The sequence below is a fragment of the Variovorax sp. TLI9-5A genome, from assembly GCF_056867935.1.
Map to the genome: position 1 here is coordinate 1,722,875 of NZ_CP200310.1, position 22,983 is coordinate 1,745,857.

General features: G+C 69.3%; 25 protein-coding genes and 1 tRNA gene. 16 read left to right on the forward strand and 10 right to left on the reverse strand.

The genetic code is table 11. The features are described from left to right. Positions 1–4: 4 nt before the first annotated feature. From AC1VNX_RS08435 to AC1VNX_RS08450, 4 genes are all read left to right on the forward strand, one after another. On the forward strand, positions 5–694 hold the full coding sequence (locus AC1VNX_RS08435) for a YceH family protein (RefSeq protein ID WP_483156285.1): 690 nt from the start codon (positions 5–7) through the stop codon (positions 692–694). A gap of 44 nt (positions 695–738) precedes the next feature. Further along, the gene (locus tag AC1VNX_RS08440; protein ID WP_483156286.1) at positions 739–984 is read left to right on the forward strand and encodes a hypothetical protein; all 246 of its coding nucleotides are present in this window, start codon (positions 739–741) and stop codon (positions 982–984) included. Next, positions 981–1,340 carry a hypothetical protein gene (locus AC1VNX_RS08445; protein WP_483156287.1) on the forward strand — a complete coding sequence of 120 codons (360 nt, stop codon included), beginning with the start codon at positions 981–983 and terminating at the stop codon, positions 1,338–1,340. Before AC1VNX_RS08440 ends, AC1VNX_RS08445 begins: the two co-directional genes overlap by 4 nt. Before the next feature lie 140 nt (positions 1,341–1,480). Beyond that, positions 1,481–1,981 (forward strand): hypothetical protein, encoded by a 501-nt coding sequence (locus tag AC1VNX_RS08450; RefSeq protein WP_483156288.1) that lies wholly within the window; start codon positions 1,481–1,483, stop codon positions 1,979–1,981. A gap of 56 nt (positions 1,982–2,037) precedes the next feature. Here the strand turns inward: AC1VNX_RS08450 and AC1VNX_RS08455 are convergent, their stop codons facing one another. Continuing rightward, on the reverse strand, positions 2,038–3,234 hold the full coding sequence (locus AC1VNX_RS08455; RefSeq protein ID WP_483156289.1) for a patatin-like phospholipase family protein: 1,197 nt from the start codon (positions 3,232–3,234) through the stop codon (positions 2,038–2,040). An 86-nt stretch (positions 3,235–3,320) separates the two neighbouring features. Here AC1VNX_RS08455 and apbC point away from each other — a divergent pair, with 86 nt between their 5' ends. The 5 genes from apbC (at position 3,321) to tsaA (ending at position 8,173) form a co-directional block, all read left to right on the forward strand. Beyond that, positions 3,321–4,412, forward strand: a complete 1,092-nt coding sequence (apbC, locus tag AC1VNX_RS08460; protein ID WP_483156290.1) for an iron-sulfur cluster carrier protein ApbC — start codon at positions 3,321–3,323, stop codon at positions 4,410–4,412. Between the two features lie 16 nt (positions 4,413–4,428). After that, positions 4,429–5,373, forward strand: a complete 945-nt coding sequence (locus AC1VNX_RS08465) for a LysR family transcriptional regulator (RefSeq protein WP_483156291.1) — start codon at positions 4,429–4,431, stop codon at positions 5,371–5,373. Positions 5,374–5,530: 157 nt separating this feature from the next. Further along, a complete protein-coding gene (locus tag AC1VNX_RS08470; RefSeq protein WP_483156292.1) occupies positions 5,531–7,228 on the forward strand; it encodes an OFA family MFS transporter in 1,698 nt (565 codons plus the stop codon). Positions 7,229–7,334: 106 nt separating this feature from the next. After that, complete coding sequence (locus AC1VNX_RS08475) at positions 7,335–7,682, forward strand: winged helix-turn-helix domain-containing protein (RefSeq protein ID WP_093198108.1); 348 nt, start codon at positions 7,335–7,337, stop codon at positions 7,680–7,682. Beyond that, positions 7,679–8,173: a tRNA (N6-threonylcarbamoyladenosine(37)-N6)-methyltransferase TrmO gene (gene tsaA / locus AC1VNX_RS08480; protein ID WP_483156293.1), complete on the forward strand. Its 495-nt coding sequence runs from the start codon at positions 7,679–7,681 to the stop codon at positions 8,171–8,173. The genes AC1VNX_RS08475 and tsaA overlap by 4 nt, the downstream gene beginning before the upstream one ends. Here tsaA and AC1VNX_RS08485 read toward each other — a convergent pair. Together AC1VNX_RS08485 and AC1VNX_RS08490 are read right to left on the reverse strand one after the other, a co-directional pair. Beyond that, entirely contained in the window at positions 8,134–8,805 is a 672-nt protein-coding gene (locus AC1VNX_RS08485; RefSeq protein ID WP_483156294.1) for a nitroreductase family protein, read from the reverse strand. The two genes, tsaA and AC1VNX_RS08485, sit on opposite strands and share 40 nt — an antisense overlap. Then, a complete protein-coding gene (locus AC1VNX_RS08490; protein WP_483156295.1) occupies positions 8,802–9,062 on the reverse strand; it encodes a hypothetical protein in 261 nt (86 codons plus the stop codon). Before AC1VNX_RS08490 ends, AC1VNX_RS08485 begins: the two co-directional genes overlap by 4 nt. Positions 9,063–9,169: 107 nt before the next feature. Here AC1VNX_RS08490 and modB point away from each other — a divergent pair, with 107 nt between their 5' ends. The 6 genes from modB to fdhD all read left to right on the forward strand — a co-directional run bounded on the left by modB (position 9,170) and on the right by fdhD (position 15,180). Further along, a complete protein-coding gene (gene modB, locus AC1VNX_RS08495) occupies positions 9,170–9,853 on the forward strand; it encodes a molybdate ABC transporter permease subunit (RefSeq protein WP_483156296.1) in 684 nt (227 codons plus the stop codon). Between the two features lie 34 nt (positions 9,854–9,887). Then, positions 9,888–10,637 (forward strand): molybdate ABC transporter substrate-binding protein, encoded by a 750-nt coding sequence (modA, locus tag AC1VNX_RS08500; RefSeq protein WP_483156297.1) that lies wholly within the window; start codon positions 9,888–9,890, stop codon positions 10,635–10,637. Further along, positions 10,634–11,425 (forward strand): ABC transporter ATP-binding protein, encoded by a 792-nt coding sequence (locus tag AC1VNX_RS08505; protein WP_483156298.1) that lies wholly within the window; start codon positions 10,634–10,636, stop codon positions 11,423–11,425. The genes modA and AC1VNX_RS08505 overlap by 4 nt, the downstream gene beginning before the upstream one ends. An 86-nt stretch (positions 11,426–11,511) precedes the next feature. After that, positions 11,512–13,872 (forward strand): FdhF/YdeP family oxidoreductase, encoded by a 2,361-nt coding sequence (locus tag AC1VNX_RS08510; protein WP_483156299.1) that lies wholly within the window; start codon positions 11,512–11,514, stop codon positions 13,870–13,872. Positions 13,873–13,933: 61 nt separating this feature from the next. Further along, a complete protein-coding gene (locus AC1VNX_RS08515; RefSeq protein WP_301504243.1) occupies positions 13,934–14,221 on the forward strand; it encodes a hypothetical protein in 288 nt (95 codons plus the stop codon). Between the two features lie 32 nt (positions 14,222–14,253). Beyond that, positions 14,254–15,180 carry a formate dehydrogenase accessory sulfurtransferase FdhD gene (gene fdhD / locus AC1VNX_RS08520; protein ID WP_483156300.1) on the forward strand — a complete coding sequence of 309 codons (927 nt, stop codon included), beginning with the start codon at positions 14,254–14,256 and terminating at the stop codon, positions 15,178–15,180. On the opposite strand, the gene mnmH is transcribed toward fdhD, so the two are convergent. The 5 genes from mnmH to AC1VNX_RS08545 all read right to left on the reverse strand — a co-directional run bounded on the left by mnmH (position 15,108) and on the right by AC1VNX_RS08545 (position 19,674). Further along, the gene (gene mnmH, locus AC1VNX_RS08525) at positions 15,108–16,184 is read right to left on the reverse strand and encodes a tRNA 2-selenouridine(34) synthase MnmH (RefSeq protein WP_483156301.1); all 1,077 of its coding nucleotides are present in this window, start codon (positions 16,182–16,184) and stop codon (positions 15,108–15,110) included. The two genes, fdhD and mnmH, sit on opposite strands and share 73 nt — an antisense overlap. 44 nt (positions 16,185–16,228) lie before the next feature. After that, positions 16,229–17,038 carry a phosphonate ABC transporter, permease protein PhnE gene (gene phnE, locus AC1VNX_RS08530; RefSeq protein WP_483156302.1) on the reverse strand — a complete coding sequence of 270 codons (810 nt, stop codon included), beginning with the start codon at positions 17,036–17,038 and terminating at the stop codon, positions 16,229–16,231. Beyond that, positions 17,035–17,862, reverse strand: coding sequence for a PhnE/PtxC family ABC transporter permease (locus AC1VNX_RS08535; protein ID WP_483156303.1), 828 nt, complete (start codon positions 17,860–17,862; stop codon positions 17,035–17,037). Before AC1VNX_RS08535 ends, phnE begins: the two co-directional genes overlap by 4 nt. Then, on the reverse strand, positions 17,859–18,674 hold the full coding sequence (locus tag AC1VNX_RS08540; RefSeq protein ID WP_483156304.1) for a phosphonate ABC transporter ATP-binding protein: 816 nt from the start codon (positions 18,672–18,674) through the stop codon (positions 17,859–17,861). Before AC1VNX_RS08540 ends, AC1VNX_RS08535 begins: the two co-directional genes overlap by 4 nt. 142 nt (positions 18,675–18,816) lie before the next feature. Then, complete coding sequence (locus AC1VNX_RS08545; RefSeq protein WP_483156305.1) at positions 18,817–19,674, reverse strand: putative selenate ABC transporter substrate-binding protein; 858 nt, start codon at positions 19,672–19,674, stop codon at positions 18,817–18,819. A gap of 74 nt (positions 19,675–19,748) precedes the next feature. On the opposite strand from AC1VNX_RS08545, the gene selD reads away from it, so the two are divergent. Further along, entirely contained in the window at positions 19,749–20,816 is a 1,068-nt protein-coding gene (gene selD, locus AC1VNX_RS08550) for a selenide, water dikinase SelD (protein WP_483156306.1), read from the forward strand. 147 nt (positions 20,817–20,963) lie between these two features. Here selD and AC1VNX_RS08555 read toward each other — a convergent pair. Together AC1VNX_RS08555 and selB are read right to left on the reverse strand one after the other, a co-directional pair. Beyond that, a tRNA-Sec gene (locus AC1VNX_RS08555) sits at positions 20,964–21,056 on the reverse strand. Between the two features lie 17 nt (positions 21,057–21,073). Further along, entirely contained in the window at positions 21,074–22,981 is a 1,908-nt protein-coding gene (gene selB / locus AC1VNX_RS08560) for a selenocysteine-specific translation elongation factor (RefSeq protein WP_483156307.1), read from the reverse strand. Positions 22,982–22,983 lie beyond the last annotated feature (2 nt).

Consider the following 22,983-nt stretch of genomic DNA (forward strand, 5'->3'; position numbering starts at 1 on the left):
CCACATGTCATCGACAACCCTTCCAGTCCTTTCCCTGGTCGAAACCCGCGTGCTCGGCGTGCTCGCCGAAAAGCAGCGCACCGTGCCCGACAGCTACCCGCTCACGCTCAACTCGCTGGTGTCGGGCTGCAACCAGAAGACCAGCCGCAACCCGGTGCTCGAACTCACCGAGTCGCAGGTGCAGGCCGCCATCGACAGCCTGCGGGGCTACAGCCTCGTGGCCGAGACCAGCGGCGGGCGGGCATTCCGCTACGAGCACAACGTCGACCGCGTGCTGCGCATCCCGTCGCAGTCGGTGATCCTGCTGACCGTGCTGATGCTGCGCGGCCCGCAAACGGCGGGCGAACTGCGCATCGCCTGCGACCGCATGCACAACTTCGCGGATATCTCGTCGGTGGAAGGCTTCCTCGACGAGCTCGCCGAGCGCCCGGCCGGCGCGCTGGTGGTGAAGCTGCCGCGCCTGCCCGGTGCGCGCGAGAGCCGTTGGGCGCATCTGCTGAGCGGTCCGCCGGCCGAGGAAACCATGCGGCCTGCCGGTGTGTCGGCCGATGCGGCGCAGGCGTCGCACGACGTGTCGCTGGGCGAAGTCGCCGCGCTCAAGGCCAACGTGGCGCGGCTCGAGGCCGAGGTGGCTTCGCTGAAGGCGCTGCTGGGGCGGGTGTGTTCGGAGCTGGGGATTTCCGAGGCGGGCTGACCGCCCGTCCAGTGGATTCGCCAGTCGGCTGACGTCCTGCATCGATGAAGATCCCGCTTCCCTTCCTGTTCAAGGCCCTGGGGATACTGGTTGCGCTGGGTCTTGTGCTCACGGTGGCGCCCCTGTTCATCGCCGCAATGCTTCCGCGCGGCCACCGTATGGCGGATCGACTTCGGTTGTTTGCCAGCTATGTGCCGGTAGCGGTGATGTTCTGCATTGCCCGCTTCGAGATACTCCTGGCCATGGTCGTCATCGTCGTCGGCCTGACCATCGCGCTGCTCCACGCGTGAAACACATCTGTCCGCACTGCAAGGCCGCCGGCATCGGCGGTCTCGCCAAGCGTTGGTCCAGCCGTGCCAATCCGGCCGAATGTCCGGCCTGCAGCGGTCTTTCGCATGTGCTGGCGAGCACCAGCAGCGGCATCTGGGTTGCTGGCATCGTGATCTTCATGTTCGCGTTGGTCGGCGGGCTGGCGCTGCATTCGGGGCTTCTGTTCGTGAGTGGGGCGGTCCTTGCGGCGGCAGTCAACGTGCTGGCCTGGAGGCGCGCGAAGCTGTATCCGATCTCCAGGGAAAGCGCGGGCAATGCGGCAAGGGCCGGCTGGTTCGTGGCCGGCGTCTACGCCTTCATCGCGCTCTTCCACTAGCTAGCACCGCGGTCGAGAGAGGCGGCAGGGGCGTTCGCGCACCGGCATCTTCTGCTCACCGCATTTCACACGGGCTTCACGCAGCCCGCACATCCGGTGCCTAACTTCGGCCTCCATCGTGAAAACCACTGGAGCCCCGAATGGACAACGGACCCACCATCGCCTGGCGCGACCACACGCCCTTCGACGACATCACCCGCCGTGCGCTCGCATGGCTCGCTGCACTGGCCGGCATCGCGAGCCTGTATGCCTTCTTCTGGTGGGCCGCCTCGGCCACCGGCTTCTTCCTCTTCGACGGCTGGCGCCACACCTGGCAGAGCCTGGGCACGGCGATCGTCTTCCGTGACCTGGACACGGTCTACTACCTGCTGAGCTGGGTCCTTTCCGTTCTGGGCGGCCTCTGTGGCTGGATCGCGCTGGTCGGCTTTGCCTTCACGCATCGGCGCGGCTGGGAGGCTGTCGCGCCCTGGATCAAGATCGGCTGCGCCGTCGGCGTGGCGGCAGGGCTGGCCTTCGAGCCCGGGCGCCTGCTCGCGCTGGCACCGATCGTCTGCGCGGTGGCGCTGCTGCTGCGTTCGATGATGCCGGTGCCATCCGCTGGGGCAGAGTTCGGCTCTCGAACATCGGCACGTCCAGACTGAGCTTCAGCGGTTCCATCGCGGCCGGCGTGCGCGAGTGCCGGGCGACGCACCTGCCACTACGCCGCGTTCCAGCCGAAAAAGCGCAACACTTCGTCGCGCTGCTTCATTGTGTCGGCGCGCCCCAGCGCCATCAGCTCGCGCGTGTAGGCCGACTCGAACAGCAGGTAGCTGGCCAGTGCGCCGCCCTTCACGTCGGCAGCCACTTTCGAGCCGCCCAGCAGGTGCCGCACCGCGCCGGGCAGGGCGTCGACGTGGCGTGCCGCGATCACGTCCAGGCGCTCCGAGGGCGAGATCACCAGCAGGTCGAGCGGGCGCAGCGAGCTCGCCGCGCGCGCCTCCTCGGGAATCAGCCCCAGCGTGTGGTTGATGCGGCGCAGGCGCTCGATGTCCACCGCCAGCGCGTCCAGGAAGATGCTCGACAGCGCATGGCCCGCGATCTGCGCCATGGTCGGATAGCCGCTGTGGGTATTGGGCGCGGTGGCGTCGCGCGGCTCGTGCATGCGGCCCGCGCCGATCACCACGATGCGCTGCGCGCCAAGGTGGATGGCCGCCGCGATGGGGGCCGACTGCCGCATCGAGCCGTCGCCGAAGTATTCGGTGTGGCCCTGCATCGGCAGTGCCGTGGCCGGGAACACGAATGGAATGGCCGAGGAGGCCAGCAGGTGCGCATGCGTGATGCTGTCGCGCACCGACAGGCGCTGCGAGCGCACCCAGGGCTCCATCGGCACGGCGGCCTCGAAGAAGGTGACGTGCTCGCCCGAGCTGTAGCTCGACGCGGTCACGGCCAGCGCCTGCAGGTGGCCTTCCTTCATGAGCCGGGGCAGCCGGTCGAGCAGCACCATGCGCTGCAGCAGCTCGGACAGCGGCGTGTTGTCCAGCAGCGACTTCGGCTTGATGCGCATCCAGTTGGCCGCGAAGCGCCCGAAGCCGAGCAGCATGCGCCAGCGCGTGCCGCTGCCGATCACCGAGAGCGAATCGGCGCGGTACACCTGCTCGGCGCGGAACTGGCCCCAGACCTCGGCGATGTGGCCCACCACGTAGTCGAAGTCGTCGCAGCCGCAGGCCAGCGCCGCCGCGTTGATGGCGCCGGCCGAGGTGCCGGTGATGACCTGGAAGGGGTTGCCGGTGCCGGTGAGCGCCGGCCCGGCGGCGCGGCGGATTTCGGCGATGGCTTCCAGTACGCCCACCTGGTAGGCGGCCCGGGCGCCGCCCCCGGTGAGCAGAAGGCCGGTGACGGGGCTTGTCTCGGGCATTTTTGTTCGTTGTCGGGCTATTGGAGGCGCTCGGGGTGCGCGCCTGGCGAGCCCCTTAGACTACCGGCCATTCAGGAGTTTGATCAATGGCACTCACCCCAGAAGGGCTCATGGAGGCACTCAAGGCCGTCCAGGACCCTAACACCGGCAAGCCTTTCGCGGCGACCCGTTCGCTCAAAAACCTCCAGGTCTCGGAGGGCGACGTCTCGTTCGACCTCGAACTCGGCTACCCGGCGAAAAGCCAGCACGCGGCCATCCGCAAGGAGCTGGTGGCGGCCACCAAGGCGCTGCCGGGCGTGGAGAACGTGTCGGTCAACATCGTCACCAGGGTCATCAGCCATGCGGTGCAGCGCGGCGTGCAGCTGATGCCCAACGTCAGGAACATCATCGCGGTGGCCTCGGGCAAGGGTGGCGTGGGCAAGAGCACCACGGCGGCCAACCTGGCGCTGGCGCTGGCGTCCGAGGGCGCCACGGTCGGCCTGCTGGACGCCGACATCTACGGCCCGAGCCAGCCCATGATGATGGGCATCGAGGGCCGCCCCGACAGCGCCGACGGCAAGACCATGGAGCCCATGGAGCGCCACGGCGTGCAGGTCATGTCCATCGGCTTCCTGGTCGACCAGGACCAGGCCATGATCTGGCGCGGCCCCATGGCCACCCAGGCGCTGGAGCAGCTGCTGCGCCAGACCAACTGGAAAGACCTCGACTACCTCGTCGTCGACATGCCCCCCGGCACCGGCGACATCCAGCTCACGCTGAGCCAGCGCGTGCCGATGACGGGCGCGGTGATCGTCACCACGCCGCAGGACATCGCGCTGCTCGACGCCAAGAAGGGCATCAAGATGTTCGAGAAGGTCGGCGTGCCGATCCTGGGCATCGTCGAGAACATGGCAGTGCACGTGTGCTCGAACTGCGGCCATGCCGAGCACATCTTCGGCGCCGACGGCGGCAAGAAGATGGCGGCCGAGTACCAGATGGAGTACCTGGGCGCGCTGCCGCTGGACATCAAGATCCGGCTGCAGGCCGACAGCGGCGCGCCCACCGTGGTGTCCGACCCCGAGGGCGAGGCGGCCGGCATCTACAAGGCGGTGGCCCGCCGCGTGGCCGTGGGCATCGCAGAGAAGGCGAAGGACTTCTCGGCGAAGTTCCCGACGATCTCGATCAGCAAGAACACCTGAAGAACGGCCTTTTCAGATGAACCTGCTCGCCTCGATGCGCTACCTGGTGGCGCTGAACGAGCACAAGCACTTCGGCCGCGCCGCCCAGGCCTGCCACATCACGCAACCGGCCTTGTCGAACGCGCTGCGGGCGCTGGAGACCGAGTTCGGCGTCGTCATCGTCAAGCGGGCACGCGTTTACGTGGGCCTCACGTACGAGGGCGAGCGCGTGCTGGCCACTGCGCAGCGCATGCTGCGCGACAACGAGGTGCTGCTGCAGGAGCTGCGCAGCGACGTGGACAACCCGCACGGGCGCCTGCGCATGGCGGCCGTGCCCACCGCGATACCGATGCTCTCGCGCTTCGCGGCGATGCTGCAGGAGCGGCACCCGGGCATCGTGCCGGCGGTGCTTTCGATGAGTTCGCAGGACCTGGAGACGGGACTGGAAAGTCTCTCCATCGACCTCGCGCTGGGCTACACCGAGCGCATGCACCTGCCGGGCATCAAGCTCAGCGCCTGGCCGCAGAGCGTGGAGCACTACTTCCTGCTGCGCCGCGCGAAGAAGCCCTCATCCGACGAGCTGCGCATCGGCCAGCCGATCTCGTGGGCCGAGGCGGGCAGGCTGCCGCTGTGCCTGCTCACCTCCGACATGCACAACCGCGCCATCGTCGACCAGGCGCTGCGCGAGGCGGGCGCGCCGGTGAGTCCGGCCATCGAGACCAACTCGGTGCTGGCTCTGGCGCTCGCGGTGAGCGCGGGCACCGTCAGCAGCGTACTGCCCGGAGGCATGGTGGATGCAGTGCGCACCCATCGCGAACTGGAAGCGCTGCCGCTGGTGGCGCCGGACGTGCGCACGCCCATCGGCTTCATGACGCAGGACGGCGTGCGCGCTTCGCGCGCCCTCGAGGCCGCGCTGGCGTTCATGCAGGCGCCCGAGTGGCAGGCGCGTCTGCAGCAGCATGACGGCTCGCTCGGCGAGTAATGGTCGTGCGATCGCCTGGCGATGCCACCAAAGGCCTGATCATTTAGTTATTGAATCAGGTCATGCCCTGATCGAATTTGACGGCGCTTAAACCGTTCGCAGACACTCCGCGCCCCGGATTAGCAAAAACTTACACATCCGGCGAACAAGGAGAAATATGGCAGGTTCATCTGCAGGCGTTCTCGATGGAGAACGCGTCGTTGGGGGAGGGGCGCAGACGCAACCCGGCTTCCTGGAAAAAGAACGCATCATCGCGGGCCCCGGCTTCAACCGCTGGCTCGTCCCACCGGCCGCATTGGCCATCCACCTTTGCATCGGCATGGCCTACGGCTTCTCGGTGTTCTGGCTGCCGCTGTCGAAGGCGCTGGGCACCGCGGGCACCGGCGCCCAGGCCTGCGCCAAGGACATGAGCTTCTTCGCCGAGCTCTTCGCCACCGGCTGCGACTGGCGCGTGGCCACCCTCGGCTGGATGTACACCCTGTTCTTCGTCTTCCTCGGCTGCTCGGCGGCCCTGTGGGGCGGCTGGCTCGAACGCGCGGGCCCGCGCAAGGCCGGCGTGGTGTCGGCGCTGTGCTGGTGCGGCGGCATGCTGCTGTCGGCACTGGGCATTCACCTGCACCAGTTCTGGCTGATGATCCTCGGCTCGGGCGTGATCGGCGGCATCGGCCTCGGGCTGGGCTACATCTCGCCGGTGAGCACGCTGATCAAGTGGTTCCCCGACCGCCGCGGCATGGCCACCGGCATGGCCATCATGGGCTTCGGCGGCGGCGCGATGATCGGCTCGCCGCTGGCGGTCGACCTGATGAAGCGCTTCTCCACCGCCACCGACGTGGGCGTGATGCAGACCTTCGTGGTCATGGCGCTGGGCTACTTCGTCTTCATGATGGCCGGCGCGCTGGGCTACCGCGTGCCGCCCTCGGGCTGGAAGCCCGAAGGCTGGACGCCGCCCCCGGCACAGACCAGCAACACCATGATCACGCAGCGCCACGTGCACGTGAAGAAGGTCTGGGGCATTCCGCAGTTCTGGCTCGTGTGGCTGGTGCTGTGCATGAACGTGAGCGCGGGCATCGGCGTGATCGGCATGGCCTCGCCCATGCTGCAGGAAGTGTTCGGCGGCGCGCTGATCGACCTGCCGGCCAGGTACGGCGAGCTCGACAAGACGCAGCTCGCGGCCATCGCCGTGGTGGCGGGCGGCTTCACGGCGCTGCTGTCGCTCTTCAACATCGGCGGGCGCTTCGTGTGGGCGAGCATGTCGGACAAGCTGGGCCGCAAGCTCACCTACACGGTGTTCTTCGTGCTCGGCGGCATCCTGTACGCGAGCATTCCGTCTTCGGCCGGCGCGGGCAGCAAGCTGCTGTTCGTGGGCGCCTGCTGCGTGATCGTGTCGATGTACGGCGGCGGCTTCGCCACCGTGCCGGCCTACCTGGCCGACCTGTTCGGCACTCAGTTCGTGGGCGCCATCCATGGCCGCCTGCTGACCGCATGGGCCACGGCCGGCATCCTCGGCCCGGTGGTTGTGAACTACATGCGCGAGTACCAGCTGGGCCTGGGTCTGCCGCGCGAGCAGGTCTACAACCAGACCATGTACATCCTCGTGGGCATGCTGGTGATCGGCTTCATCGCCAACCTGCTGGTGCGTCCGGTGGCCGACAAGCACTTCATGAGCGACGAAGAGCTGGCCGTCGAGAAGAAGCTGGCGCACGAGAAGGCCTCGGCCGCCGAAGTGGGCAGCGGCTCGGGCCGCGCCGACACGGTGAGCCCGGCGGTCGTGGCGCTGGCCTGGCTCGCGGTGGGCATTCCGCTGGCCTGGGGCGTCTACAAGACGCTGGTGAGCGCCGCCAAGTTCTTCAACTGAGGAACGGCGGGATTCAGCGGCGCCGGAAGCGCAGGCCGATCGCGGCTCATGGCGCACGGACCGGACGGACAATGGCGGCCCGCATTGGTTTACGCTTGGCGCCCACATGAAATCGAAAGTCCAGTTCCGTCTGCGCGTCTACCGGGACGACACCATCGCCATCGGCCCCGGCAAGATCGCGGTGCTCGAAGCCGTGGCCGAGACCGGCTCGATCTCGGCGGCCGCCCGGCTGCTGGGCATGTCGTACCGGCGGGCCTGGATGCTGATCGACGAGATGAACCAGTCGCTCGCCTCGCCGGCAGTGAACACCGCCGCAGGCGGCTCGCGCGGCGGCGGTACGGCGCTCACGCCGGTGGGCGAGGAGATCGTCAAGCACTACCGGGCCATCGAGAACGCGGCGCGACTTGCCGCCGCGGCGGACATCCGGGCGCTGACGCGGCTGCTGGCGCCATGAGTTCCTCCGAAGTGGTCTGCCGTCCGGTCGGCATCGTTCGCAGCCGCTTCACCGAAGCCACCGGCATGCCCATCCAGACCGCCGGCGCGCCCGAGGAAACCGGGCGCGTCGAAGTCTTCGCCGAGTTCGCGCCAGGCCTGCGCGACATCGAGGGCTTCGACTACCTGATCCTCGTCACCCACCTGCATCTTTGCGCGCACGAGCGGCTGGAGGTGGTGCCCTTCCTGGAGCAGGGCAACGCGTCGCACGGCGTCTTCGCCACCCGCGCGCCGGCACGGCCCAACCGGCTGGGCCTGTCGATCGTTCGGCTCACCTCGGTGGAAGGCTGCACGCTGCACTTCGGCGGCAACGACATGATGGACGGCACGCCCGTGCTCGACATCAAGCCCTACGTGCCGAAGTTCGATGTGCGCGAGACCGCGCGGGTCGGCTGGTTCGGCGACAGGCTCGATCAGCTGCCGCGCACCCGCTCCGACGGCGGGATGGGCTGATCGGTCTGCTCGGCGGCCGGTGGCTGTTCCTGCCAGCCTTGCCAGCACGACCACACGCTTTGCGACAGCACCTCGCGCGCCTGCGGCGGCGCCTCGCGGATGCTGCCCACGCTGATGAAGCCCGCCAAGTACTCGCCCGGCAGAACGCCCACCTGCCGCGCCAGCGTCTCGTCGAAGCAGCGTTCGCCGCTCAGCACGATCGCGCCGTAGCCCAGTTGGTGCGCGGCGCTCAGCAGATTGCCCAGCGCGGCTCCCGCGCCCAGCCATTGCTCGCGCGCCAGGATCTTGCTGCGTTCGCGCGGCGACACGACAAAGCCCAGCAGCAGCGGAGGGCGCGTGGCGTGTTCCCGCGCGCGCCGGAGGTCGGTGGGGCTGGCCAGCGGATCGCGCCGCAGTTTCTCCTGCTCGAAGCACCATGCCAGCGCCTCGCGGTTCTGCGGGCGGAATTCGATCACCCGCCAGGGATGCAGGCCGCCGTGGTCGGGCGCGCGCAGGCCGGCCTGGATGATCGCATCGAGTTCGTCGGGGTTCGGGCCCGGATGCTCCAGTCGACGGGGCGACACCGAACGGCGCGTCAGCAGGACTTCGAGAATGCGCTCCGCGCCTGTCATGTGCCGCCACATGTGTGTCATTGCTCCTTGATGGTTCGCGCTCTTTGCGACACGGCCCACACCGCCTCGCGGCGCAGCACCTCGCCGATGTCGCCCGCGTCGGTCGCGTCCACGAAGAAGCACTGGCTTGCGCCGTCGGCGCCGGTGATTGACAGCACGAAGCCCGCGGCATCCACGGTGCGCTCGATGCGCCATTCCTGTACCTGCGTCACGTGATGGCGGAGTTCCGGCCGGCCGGAGATCGAACGGACGACGGCGTCGTGGGCGGAAGTGCGCATGGGCTGATGTCTCCTACGCTGTATCCCGCAGTATATGAAGACTCATCGGATTGCGCATCCCCGTGAGAACCTTGGGCCTCTCCGTGCAACAATTGCGCCGTATTTTCATGAACACGACGAATTCGCTCATCGCTTCGACCGACTGGTTCCCGCTGGTGCTGTCGCTCAAGGTCGCCGCCGTGGCGACCGTGCTGGCGCTGATCGTCGGCGTGGCGCTGGGCTGGGTGTTCGCGCGCAAGAAATTTTTCGGCAGCAGCGTGCTCGAAGCCGTCTTCATGCTGCCGCTGGTGCTGCCGCCTACGGTGATCGGCTACGCGATCCTCGTGGCCGCGGGCCGCCGCAGCCCGCTGGGCGCCTGGCTGCGCGAGCACCTCGACTACACCATCATCTTCAGCTGGCACGGTGCGGTGGTGGCTTCGGCCGTGGTGGCGTTGCCGCTGGTGCTCAAGTCGGCCAGCGCGGCATTCGCGGGCGTGGACCGCTCACTCGAAGCCGCCGCCAGCACGCTGCGGCAGTCGCCGTTCTCGGTGTTCCTGCGCGTCACGCTGCCGCTGGCCTGGCCCGGCATCCTGGCTGGCACGCTGCTGGCCTTCGCGCGCGCCATGGGTGAGTTCGGCGCCTCGCTGATGGTGGCCGGCTCCATCCCCAAGCAGACCCAGACCCTGTCGATGGCCATCTACGACGCGGTGCAGGCCGGGCACGACGACCTCGCGCTGCTGCTGGTCATCGTGACCTCGCTGCTGTCGATCACCGTGCTGGTGCTGTCGAACCGCTTCTTTTCCCTTCGCTGATTTCGTGTTCCATTCATACCCATAAGGAGTCGTCATGCGTCCGTTCCGCCTCTTGTCCCTCGTCGTCGCGCTCGCGCTGCCGCTGGCTGCATCGGCCCAGCAGATCACAGTGTCCGCCGCCGCGAGCCTGACCGACGCGTTCAAGGAGATCGGACCCAAGTTCGAGGCCGCCAAGTCGGGCGCCTCGGTGCGCTTCAACTTCGCCGCCTCGGGCGTGCTGCTGCAGCAGATCGGCCAGGGCGCGCCGGTGGACGTGTTCGCCAGCGCCGACCAGGAAACCATGAACCGCGGCGTCGAGCAGAAGGCCATCGACGCCGCCACGCGCAAGGACTTCGTCACCAACAGCCTGGTGCTCATCGAGCCCGCCAAGGAAGGCGTGGGCCTGAAGTCGCTGCAGGATCTGAACGGCGCTGGCGTCCGGAAGATCGCCGTCGGCAAGGTCGCGACCGTGCCGGTCGGCCGCTACACCAAGCAGGTACTGGACAACGCCAGCCTCTGGACCGCGCTCGAACCCAAGTTCGTGCAGGCCGACAGCGTGCGCCAGGTGCTCGACTACGTGAGCCGCGGCGAGGCCGAGGCCGGCTTCGTCTACCGAACCGACGCAGCCATCGCCGGCGACAAGGTGAAGATCGCCTTCACGCCCACCGGCCACACGCCCGTGACCTACCCGATCGCCGTGGTCGCCGAGAGCAGGCAGAAGGCGCTGGCCGGCGACTTCATCGCCTTCCTCTCGACGCCGGCAGCGCAGGAAGTGCTCGCGCGCTACGGATTCGGCAAGCCATGATCGACGTCGATCTGAAGCTCACGGTGGCCGACGGCCGCCGGCGCTTCGATCTCGCGGTGCGTTTCGCGACGGACGTGCCCTTTGCCGCGCTCTACGGCCCGTCGGGCGCGGGCAAGTCGCTCACCCTGCAGGCCATCGCCGGCCTGCTGCATCCCAGTTCGGGCCATGTGCGGCTCGACGGCCGCACGCTGTACGACTCGGCCCAGGGCATCGACGTGCCTGCGCCGGCGCGGCGCATCGGGTATCTCTTCCAGGACTACGCGCTGTTCCCGCACCTCAGCGTGCGCGAGAACGTGGCCTTCGGCCTGACCGCATGGCATCGCCGCAAGCCCGCCGCGAAGGACGCCGAGCGGGTGCACGCCCTGCTCGAGAGCTTCGGCCTCGCCGCACTCGCCGACAGCCGCCCGCAGACCCTCTCGGGCGGCCAGCGGCAGCGCGTGGCGCTGGCCCGCGCCCTGGCCTGCGAGCCGCAGGTGCTGCTGCTCGATGAACCTTTCGCCGCCCTCAACCCCATGCTGCGCGCCGAACTGCGCGAGGAGCTCGCCCAGGTGCGCAGGCAATGGGGCATTCCGGTGCTGATGATCACGCACGACATCGAGGACGTGCTCGCCCTGGCTGACGTGGCCTTTGTCTACAGCGAGGGCAGGGTGGTGCGCGAGATCGACCTGCACAACGCCGAGAGCCGCAATGTCGCGCTGCGCGAGGCGGCCGGTGCTCGCCTCGTGGAAGACACGCCGCTGCGGCGAAAACTACGGGGGCTGCTGATGCGGGATACGCGGGGAGCCTGAGGCGGCTGCCTTCATTTCCTTTTTGAATCGCCGCATGTCCCGATTCAATTTGACGCTCCTCCGGCCCGCGGCGAACACTCGCCCGCATGAGCAGCGAGCAGAAGATCGAGTTTTACAAGGGCCCCGCGGGCGGTTGGGGCGCATTGCGCAGCGTGACGAACGCGCTGCTGCGGCAGGACATTCCCATCAAGGGCGCGAAGACGCTGCTTTCGGCCAACCAGCCTGACGGCTTCGACTGCCCAGGCTGCGCCTGGCCCGACCGCAACCATGCCTCCACCTTCGAGTTCTGCGAGAACGGCGTGAAGGCCGTGGCCGCCGAGGCCACTGCGCGCCGCGCCGGCCCGGAGCTGTTCGCGAAGCACACGGTGGCCGAGCTTGCCGAGCAGAGCGACTTCTGGCTCGAAGACCAGGGCCGGCTCACCCACCCCATGGCCTACGACGCGGCGAGCGACAAGTACGTGCCGATCGAATGGGACGATGCCTTCGCGCGCATCGCCTGCCACCTGAACGCGCTGCCCGACCCCGATCAGGCCATCTTCTACACCTCGGGCCGGGCCAGCAACGAGGCGGCCTTCCTGTACCAGCTCTTCGTGCGAGAGTACGGCACCAACAATTTCCCCGACTGCTCGAACATGTGCCACGAGCCCAGCGGCAGCGGCATGCGTCCGCAGCTCGGCGTGGGCAAGGGCACGGTCACGCTCGACGACTTCGAGAAGGCCGACGCGATCTTCATCTTCGGACAGAACCCCGGCACCAACCACCCCCGCATGCTCGGCGAGCTGCGCGCGGCCTCGAAGCGCGGCGCGCGCATCGTGAGCTTCAACCCGCTGCGCGAGCGCGGCCTGGAGCGTTTCGCCGACCCGCAGGACAAGCTGGAGATGGCGACCCTGGGCTCCACGCCCATCAGCACGCACTACTTCCAGCTGCGCGTGGGCGGGGACTTCTCGGCCGTCAAGGGGATGATGAAGCACGTCATCGAGCGCGAGGACGAGGCCGTGGCGCGGGGCGAGCCTTCGGTGCTCGACCATGCATTCATCGCCGAACACACCACCGGCTTCGAGGCGCTGGCGGCCGACCTGCGCGCCGAGCAATGGGAGGTGCTGGTGCGCGAATCGGGCCTGAGCGAGGAGCAGATCCGCGCCGCGGCCGACGTGTACCTGGGCGCCGGGCGCGTCATCGCCTGCTGGGGCATGGGCATCACGCAGCACCAGCATTCGGTGGCCACCATCCAGATGATCGGCAACCTGCTCATGATGCGCGGCAACATGGGCCGCGAAGGTGCGGGCGCCTGCCCGGTGCGCGGCCACAGCAACGTGCAGGGCGACCGCACCATGGGCATCTGGGAGAAGCCGCCCGCCGCGCTCCTCGACCGCCTGCAGAAGGTGTTCGGCTTCGAGCCGCCGCGCCGCAACGGCGTGGACACGGTCGAGGCCATCCAGTCGATGCTCGACGGCAAGGGCAAGGTCTTCTTCGCGCTCGGCGGCAACTTCGCGGCCGCCACGCCCGACACCTACCAGACCTGGAAGGCGCTGAAGCAGTGCGAGCTCACGGTGCACGTGACCACCAAGCTCAACCGCAGCCACGTGATCCACGGGCGCGAGGCGCTCATCCTGCCGTGCCTTGGCCGCACCGAGATCGACATGCAGGCCGGCGGCCAGCAGGGCGTGACGGTGGAGGACTCCATGAGCATGGTGCACATCTCGATGGGCATCAATCCGCCCGCGTCGGAGCAGCTGCTGTCCGAGCCGGCCATCGTTGCGCGCCTCGCCGCGGCCACGCTGGGTGCGCGCAGCAACACGCCGTGGCTGTGGCTCATCGAGGACTACGCGCGCATCCGCGACAAGATCGAAGCCGTGTTCGACGACTTCAAGGACTTCAACGCCCGCGTGGCGCACCCCGGCGGCTTCCGCCTGCGCAACACCGCGAGCGAGCGCGTGTGGAACACCGCGTCGAAGAAAGCCGTGTTCTTCACGCACGCCGTGCCGCTGGATACCCCCTCGCACCGCGCCCGCGCGCGCTTCGCGAAAAAGGGCGACACCATCGTCTTCACGCTGCTGACCACGCGCTCGCACGACCAGTACAACACCACCATCTACGGCATGGACGACCGCTACCGCGGCGTGTTCGGCCAGCGCCGCGTGGTCTTCATCCACAAGGAAGACATCCGCGCGCTGGGCATGAAGGACGGCGACTGGGTCGACATCCAGACCGTGTGGAACGACGGCCAGGAGCGCCGCGCCGACCGCTTCAAGCTGGTGGCCTACGACATTCCGCGCGGCAACATCGCGGCCTACTACCCCGAGACCAATCCGCTGGTGCCGCTGTCGGCAGTGGCCGAGAACGCGGGCACGCCGACCTCCAAGTCGATTCCCGTGGTGCTGGTGCCGCACGAGCTGCCGATCCAGAAGCTGGCGGAGGACGAGGCCGACGGCGTGGTGGCTGCATGAGCCCCGGCCCGGCCGCTCCGAAGGGGGCTCGCACCGCAGCCCGCCAGGACGGAGGTACTCCGTGAGCGCCTTGCTGCAGGACAGTCTGTCGGTGGCCATCCTGCGCATGCTCGCGCAGGAGCCCGACGGCACCGGCGTCTCGCTGCCGCGCCTGGGCAAGCGGCTCGGCCAGGGCGCCAGCGTGCTGATGCGCCGGCTCACGATGATGGGCGATGCCGCCATCGGCGGCGTGCGCGGCCCCGGCTGGGTGCGCGTGGTGCAGCACGATGATCGCTGGGTCGCGCACCTGCTCGATGCCGGCAGGGCGCAGGCGCAAACCCTGCCTCCCGAAGACGAAAACCGCGACTGAGCCGACAATGGCTCGCCTACCCCGGAGCCTTCATGTCGCAGTTGCCAGCCCCAGCCGATTCCGAAGACACCCTGCCGCCGCTGTCGCGGCACGCCGTGCGCGTATTCGGCGAGCGCGGCGTCGCGCCCGAAGGCGAGCTGCGCGACGACACCCTCGCGGCCGAGGTACCGGTGGCGCTGGTGTTCAACGGTGTCTCGCACGCGGTGATGATGGCCACGCCGCAGGACATGGAAGCCTTCGCGCTCGGCTTCGCGTTGAGCGAGGGCATCCTCGACGCCGCCGCCGATTGCCGCGGCATCGACGTGCGCACTGTCGATGCATCCGAAGCCGGCCTGCCCGCCGGCATGCCTGGCATCGAGGTGCAGCTCGAAATCTCCACGCGCAGCTTCGAGCGCCTGAAAGACCGCCGCCGCAGCCTCGCGGGCCGCACCGGCTGCGGCGTGTGCGGCGTCGAGAGCTTCGCGGGGCTCGACCTCTCTCCGCAGCGCGTGCCCCGGCGCGACTGGATCGAACGGATAGACCTCGCGACCGTGCTGCGCGCCTTCGCGGCCATGCCGCCGCGCCAGGTGTTCAACGCCGAGGCAGGCGCGATCCATGCGGCCGCATGGGCCACCGTCGACGGCGAACTCACCGACCTGATGGAAGACGTGGGCCGCCATAACGCGCTCGACAAGCTGCTCGGCAGGCTTGCGCTGGCAGGCCGCCTCGAGGAGCCGGGCTTCGTGCTGATGTCCAGCCGGGGCAGCCACGAACTGGTGCGCAAGTGCGCGCGGCTCGGCATCGCGGCGATGGCGACCATCTCGGCGCCCACGGCCATGGGTGTACGCATGGCCGAGCTGTGCGGCCTGCGGTTCTGGGGCCTGTGCCGTGCGCCGCGTGGCGTGCTCTATGCCGATGGGCTCGGCGGCGCGCTCCTTTCGAGCGCCAGCACCGCCTCGGCCACAGCATCGATCCCCTGATCCGAAAGATCGCCCGCCGCCACGCGCTGCCGCCCCGCCCAAGCGCGGAAATGCAGTTCCTGCGACTTCTGGTAATGCGGGTCGTAATGCAACGCCATCAACTCCGCGAACAGATGCGGCAGATCCGCCTCATGCGCCCACTGCTGCCAGCGCGAAACGGTCTCCTTGCCTTGGAGTTCCTTCAGCGCCCCCAGTCTGTCCGCCAGCGCGTCGCGGTCGTCGCCCAGGTAGGCGTAGTCGCGCAGCAGATAAGCCAGCCGCGCCTCGGGCGTGGCCGACACCTCGATGCACGGCGCGGCACGCATCCGCGCCACCAGCGGCAGGGGCAGCGACAACCGCCCGATACGGATGCTCTCGCCCTCCACGTACAGCGGGCGCGATAGATCCACGGTTTCGAGCACGGCCGCGATGCGCGTCTCGAAGTGTTTTTGCGAAGGCTGCGCCACGCCCGGCAGCGAACCGAGCAGCGAGCCCTTGTGGCGGGCGAAGTCTTCCAGGTCGAGCACCTGCGCGTCGCGCGCGGCCAGCGCGTGCAGCACGCGGGTCTTGGCGCTGCCGGTGGCGCCGCAGATCACGCGCAGGTCGAGCTTCGGGGTCAGCGTGTCGATCTGCGAGATCACGTGCCGGCGGAAGCTCTTGTAGCCGCCGGCGAGCTGCTGGGCGTCCCAGCCGACGAGGCGCAGCCAGGTGACCATCGAGCCGCTGCGCATGCCGCCGCGCCAGCAGTAGACCAGCGGCTTCCAGTTCTCGGGCCGGTCGGCCAGCGTCTCGCGCAGATGGCGCGCGATGTTGGCCGCCACCATCGCGCCGCCGATGCGGCGTGCCTCGAATGCGCCTGTCTGCACGTAGACGGTGCCGACGATGTGGCGTTCCTCGTCGTTCAGCACGGGGCAGTTGATGGCGCCGGGAATGTGGTCGAGCGCGAACTCGGCCGGCGAGCGGGCGTCGATCAGCGTGTCGAAGGCGTGGCGGTCGCCCACCCGCACGGGCTGGCGATGACTCATGGCAGAAGTGACCTCATGCCCCGGATTGTCGGCGACCGGGGCAATCAGGCGTAGGCCGGGCCGAGCCCCTTGCGCAAGCGAGCGCTAGCAAAGTCCACCAGCGTGACGAGCGCGAACATCGCGATCAGCACCGTCATCGCCTGCTGTTGCTGGAAGATTGACAGGTGGAAGTACAGCAGCTGCCCCAGCCCGCCGCCGCCCACGAAGCCCAGCACGGCCGCCATGCGGATGTTCATTTCCCAGCGGTAGAGCGTGTAGGCCACCCATTGCGGCAGCACCAGCGGCAGGCTGGCGTAGCTGAAGGCGGTGACGGCATTGGCGCCCGACAGCGTCAGCGCCTGCTCGGGCTCGCGCGGCGCGTTCTCCAGCGCCTCGGCGAAAAGGCGGCCCAGCACGCCCGTGGTGTGCAGCGACAGTGCCAGCGCGCCCGCGAAAGGGCCGATGCCGGCGGCCAGCACCATCAGCGCGGCCCACACCAGCTCGGGCACGCTGCGCAGGAAATTGAGCGCAAAGCGCGCCACATGGCGCGGCAGCCAGCCCGCTCGGCCGGAGGCCGGCAGCGCCAGCACCGCACCTGCGAGCGCCGCCAGCACGGTGCCCAGGGCCGACACCGCCAGCGTCTGCAAGGCGCCGGTACCCGCCTTGGCGAGAAACTCGGGCGAGAGATCGGGCGGGAAGAACTCCGCGATGAACTTGCCCATGAGCCGCAGCGATTCCATCGAACCAAGCGCGCGATAGTCGATGCCCAGGTAGACGAAGCTCGCCACGACGGCCGCGCCGATCAGCAGCAGGGCGATGCGGCAGCGCCAGCACGGCGGCGGGCGCGGAGGCAGCGTCGTTCGTGCCTGCGTCACGCCAGCAGCCTCCGCAGCGCGCTGCTCAGCAGGTCGGCCAGCAGCACCAGCGCCAGGAACACCAGCAGGATGCTGCTGGCTTCGCCGCCGTTGAGCATCTTCATCGACTGGTCCATCAATTGCCCCAGGCCGCCCGCGCCCACGAAGCCCATCACCACCGACGCGCGCACCGCGCATTCCCAGCGGTAGACCGTGTACGAGGCCAACTCCTGCGCCGTGTTCGGGAGCAGGCCGTAGCACAGCGCAGCCAGCCGCCCGCTGCCGCCTTCGAGCAGCGCGCGGGCCGGGCGCGTGTCGGCCGATTCGAGGATCTCCGCGTAGACCTTGCCCAGCATGCCGCCGTAGGTGATGGCCAGCGCCAGCACGCCAGAGGCCGGACCGAGCCCGAGCGCACGCACGAACAGCAGCGCCCAGACGATCTCGGGAATCGCCCGCAGAACCATCAGCAGCCAGCGCGCCGCCTGCCGCACGATGCCCGCCTGCACCCGGCCCGGTCCCGGCCCGATGCGCGAGATGGAAAGCGCGCGCGTCGTCACGAAGCCCAGCGGCGCGCCGATCAGCAACGCGAGCGCGGTGCCGGCCGTGGCCATGGCCAGCGTTTCCAGCGTGGCCTTGAAGAGCAGCGCGAGAAATGCCGGCGAGCCCTCCGGCGGAAAGAAGCCCGCCAGGAAGCCGCCGATGACCGCGAGATTGCCGCTGCCGAAGAGCGCCCACGGCTTGAATTCGGACAGCGCCAGCATCGGCCATGCGATGACGAGCGCGGCGGTCCAGGCAGCCAGCCGGCGCGTGGCGCGCGGATCGCGCAAAGCTACGGTCGCGCTCAAGGGCAGTCCGGCCGGTGGAAGGCCGCCTCGACCGCCGCGCCGGCCGGCAGCGGCCGCTGCGTCGCAACCCCGCCTTCGCTCGCGTAGAGCGCGTCGAGCATCCCGGGCGTGACCTGCGCGGTCGGCAGGTCGAACATCACCGCGCCGCCGCGCATGCCGACGATGCGCGGAAACCAGCGCAGCGCCAGGTCCACCGCGTGCAGCGAGGCTATCAGCGTGGCGCCCGTAGCTTCGCTCTGCGCGACCAGCTGGCCGATGGCCGCGTCGGCCAGCGTCGGGTCGAGCGCGGACACCGGCTCGTCCGCCAGCAGCAGCGCCGGTCGCTGGTACAGCACGCGCGCGATGCCCACGCGCTGCAGCTGGCCGCCGGAGAGCCGGTCGCAGCGCTCGAAGAGCCGCTCCTCCATGCCCAGCCGCGCGAGCGCCTCGTGCGCGCCGGCGATGTCCGAGGGGTGAAACAGCGAGCCCAGCGCGCGCAGCGTCGACCACTCGCCGAGCCGCCCCGCGAGCACGGCGGTGACCGCGCGCAGCCTCGGCGCGATGGGAGGCGACTGGTGCACCGTGCCGATGCGGGCGCGCAGCTTCTTCAGCGCCGCGGCCGGCAGCTGCCAGGGCTTCGCGCCCAGCACCTGCACCTCGCCCTCGGTGGGCCGCAACGCCGCGCCGAGCACGCGCAGCAGCGTGGTCTTTCCCGCCCCCGAGGGCCCGATGACGGCGATGCGCTCGCCGTCGCGCGCGGCCAGCGTCACCTCGGCCAAGGCGCGCTGGCCGTTGGGGTGGACCATACCGACGGCAGTGAGGGAGAAGCTCATGCCAGGGGGCTTCCCGAGGCCATCCCCTCACCCCAGCCCTCTCCCGCAAGCGGGAGAGGGAGCCAACAGCCACTCCCTGCGTTGCCCCCTCTCCCGCTTGCGGGAGAGGGTCGGGGTGAGGGTGTCCCCGCCGCCCGACGAATCACTTGATCAGACCCGCCGACTTCCCCGCAGTCTCGATCCCGTCGTAGTTCGACGACTTGGTCGGAATGAACTTGCTCGCGCGCTGCAGCGCCATGATTTCCTTGTGCGCCGGGTTGGCCGGGTCGAGCTTCAGGAAGGCGTCGGTCAGCTTCTTGGTGAGCGCGGGGTCGAGGCCGGGGCGCACGGTCCAGTTGTAGTCGTAGTAGGTGGGCGTGGTCGCCAGCACCCGTACCTTGGCGGCGTTCGGGTTCTTCGCCTCGACCAGCTTGTCCCACACCGAGGCGTTGAGCACGCCGGCTTCGGCGCGCGAGGCGGCCACGAAGGCCACCGTGGCGTCGTGCGCGCCCGAGAAGGCGACCGTCTTGAAGTCCTTCTCGGGGTTGATGCCCGCCTGCAGCAGGAAGTAGCGCGGCATCAGGCTGCCCGAGGTGGAGGAGGGCGCGCCGAAGGCAAAGGTCTTGCCCTTCAGGTCGGCCAGCGTCTTCGCGGTGCTGTCCACCGGCACGATGAACTTGCTGGTGAATACCTCGTCTTCCGCACGCTGCACGATCGGCACCGCGCCGCCGTTGGTGCGGATGCGCGCCTGCACGAAGGTGAAGCCGCCGAGCCAGGCCAGGTCGATCTTGTTGGTGGCCAGGCCCTCGACCACGGCGGCGTAGTCGGTCACGGGCGTGAACTGCACGTCCATGCCGGTTTCCTTCTTCAGGTAGTCGCCCAGCGGCGTGAACTTGCGCTGCAGCTCGGTGGGCGCCTCGTCGGGAATGGCCGACACGCGCAGCACGCCCTGCGCGAAGGCGCCGAGGCTCGCGGCGGAGAAGGTCAGGCCAAGGGCCAGTCGGGTGAGAGTCTTTTTCATGGATGCGCCTCTGGGACGTGCGGGATAGGAAGGGACGGGATTGTAGAAAGCGGGCCCGATTCGATAATCGCGCCATGAACCCGACTCTCATGAACCCGCTCGCGCCGCTGCGCCTCACGAGTTTTTCGCATGGAGGCGGCTGCGGCTGCAAGATCGCGCCCGGCGTGCTGTCGCAGATCCTGAAGAACCAGGCCGGCGGGCTGATCCCGCCCGAGCTCATGGTGGGCATCGAGACCGCCGACGACGCAGCCGTCTACCGGCTCAACGACCAGCAGGCGCTGATCGCGACCACCGACTTCTTCATGCCCATCGTGGACGACCCCTACGAGTTCGGCCGCATCGCCGCGACCAACGCGATCAGCGACGTGTACGCGATGGGCGGTCGCCCGATCATGGCACTGGCGCTCGTCGCCATGCCGATCAACCAGTTGCCGGTGGAAGTCATCGCCGAGATCGTGCGCGGCGGGCAGGACGTCTGCCGCGCGGCCGGCATCCCGATTGCGGGCGGGCACACCATCGATTCGGTCGAACCCATCTACGGCCTCGTCGCCATGGGCCTCGTGCACCCCGATCGCGTGCGCCGCAACGCCGACGCCAAAGCCGGCGACGTGCTCGTGCTGGGCAAGCCGCTGGGCGTGGGCGTGCTCTCCGCCGCGCTCAAGAAGGAGCAGCTTTCGGAGACCGGCTACCGGCAGCTGATCGAGAACACGACGAAGCTCAATACACCCGGCATCGCGCTCTCGGCCCTCGACGGCGTGCACGCGCTGACCGACGTGACCGGCTTCGGCCTGGCCGGCCACACGCTCGAACTGGCGCGCGGCGCCAGGCTCACGGCCGTCATCGAGTGGTTGAAGGTGCCGCTGCTGGAAAACGTGCTCGCCATGGCCGCCGAAGGCTTCGTCACCGGCGCCTCCGGCCGCAACTGGGCCGGCTACGGTGCCGAAGTGAGCCTCGCGCCCGGACTGCACGCCACCACGCAGAACCTGCTGAGCGATCCGCAGACCTCGGGCGGTCTGCTCGTGAGCTGCGCGCCCGATGCGGTCGATGCGGTGCTGAAGGTCTTCCGCGACGAAGGCTTCGCGCGCGCGGCCGTCATCGGCCGTGTGGAAGCCGGCCAGCCCTCGCTGCACGTGGTGCCCTGAAGAAGCAGTTCTACGCCGACTCGTCGAGTGGGCAGTCGCCGTCGCGAGCGGTCCGAGCTTGCGCAGAGAAGCGCAGACGTACATGGGTACGTCGAGCATCGCAGGTGCAAGATCGGATCGCGCAGCAGGCGAATGCCCGCTCGACGGCGGAGGAAGGAAGGAGTCGAACCTTCCCGGCGACGGCTGGCGCCACCAACCGGGTTTGAAGCCCGGCCGCCCCACCAGGGACGATCTCCCTCCATGACTCATTTCGTCGTTCACGGCCTCGCCCCGAACAACACCGTGTCGGGCCGCAGCAGGTGCGTGTCCTTCACGCGCCGCGTGTAGCCCACACGATCGAAGAATTCCAGCAGCTGGATCGCACGCTTGCGCCCCAGCCCGGTCGCGTCCCTGAAGCTCGCAGCCTCCAGGCCCGCGGGCCCGTCGAGGCAATCGCGCGCGATCGCCGCGAGGCGCTCCACGGTCGCCAGCGGATAGTACAGGTCCTTCACCACCTGGAAGGTCTCGCCGCGTCGCGCGAGGCTCGCGAGCGTCTGCCGCACCATCGCCTCGCTTGCCGCGCAATCCTTCGCCAGGTCACGCACCCATGGCGGATCGAAGCCGCCGTCGGCCAGCCTGGGCAGCAGCTTCTGCGCGAGCTTCTGCTCGGCCTCGTCGAGGCGCGCCGCGTGGTCTGGCAGATGCAGCCAGGTGCCGCTGCGCACCAGCGTGCCGCGTGCGACCAGCTCGTCGATCGCATGGCGCCAGAGCGCGTCGTCCGTGCGCGGCCCGGCAAGGCGCTTGAGGCGGCGCGCGTCGGGGCCGACCTCGTCCGGCGCGGTGCGATGGAAGTCCGCGAGGCGCCCGGCGATCTGCTCTTCGAGCGCGTCCAGGTGCGATTGCGCGATGGCCGTGTGCCCAATGCGCACCGTATCGGCCGGCAGCGGCAGGGCTTCTTCATCCGCCAGCGAGAGCGCACGCGCGGCCTGCGCGGTGTCGACGCCCAGCGGCGCGTTGTGCAGCAGCGCGGCCACGCGCGCGCCGCGCTCGTCGATGGCCCAGGCCGCCAGTGTGCGCAGCCGCTCGGGCGTGCGGCGATAGCGCACCGGCGCGAACGGATCGAGCACGCGCACGCCCGCTACGGTGCGCGTGGCCGAGGCATCGCGCAGCACGCCGCGGTCGCCATGCCATGCACTGACCGGCTCGCGCAGCACAAGCTGGGCCAGCGCGGTCTCGCCGGGCGCGAGCGCGTCGCGGTCGAGCAGCGCTACCGATGCCATCGCGTCGCTCGCACCCAGGTGCGCATGCACCGTCGCGCCAGAGCGCAGCGGCTTCGCCTCGTCGGGCCACAGTGTGAGCAGCACGTCGATGCGTGCCGAAGCGAGCGCAACCGACGGCGCGCAGACCCACTCGCCGCGATGCACCTCGTCCTTGCCGATACCCGCCAGCGCGAGCGCGCAGCGTTGCCCCGCATGCGCCGACTCGGCCTGCTGGTTCTGCGCATGGATGCCACGCACGCGCACCGTGCGGCTGCCCGGCGCGATGCGCAGCTCGTCGCCGATGCGTACCGTGCCGCTGAAGACCGTGCCGGTGACGACGGTGCCCACGCCCGACAGGGTGAACGAGCGGTCCACCGCGAGCCGGAAGGCCAGGCCGTCCTCGCGCGCGCTTTCCTGCCGCGCCACGTCGAGCAGCCGCTCGCGCAGCGCGTCGATGCCTTCGCCCGTCGTGGCCGACACCTCCAGCATCGGCGCACCGGCCAGCGGCGTGGGCGCGAGCAGGGCGGCGATGCCGGCCCGCACCTTCGCGAGCCGCGCTTCGCGCGCGCCGGCATCGATGCGGTCGATCTTGGTGATGGCCACCGTCGCCTCGCGCACGCCGAGCAGCGCCACCACCGCGAAGTGCTCGCGCGTCTGCGGCATCACGCCGTCGTCGGCGGCCACCACCAGCAGCGCATGGTCGATGCCGGTGGCGCCGGCCAGCATGGTGTGCAGCAGGCGCTCGTGGCCCGGCACGTCGACGAAGCCCAGCGACACGCCGCCGGGCGCGTGCAGGTAGGCATAGCCGAGCTCGATGGAAATGCCGCGCCGCTTTTCCTCGGGCAGCCGGTCGGTGTCCACGCCGGTAAGGGCGCGCACCAGCGTGGTCTTGCCGTGGTCGATGTGGCCTGCGGTGCCGATGATCATCG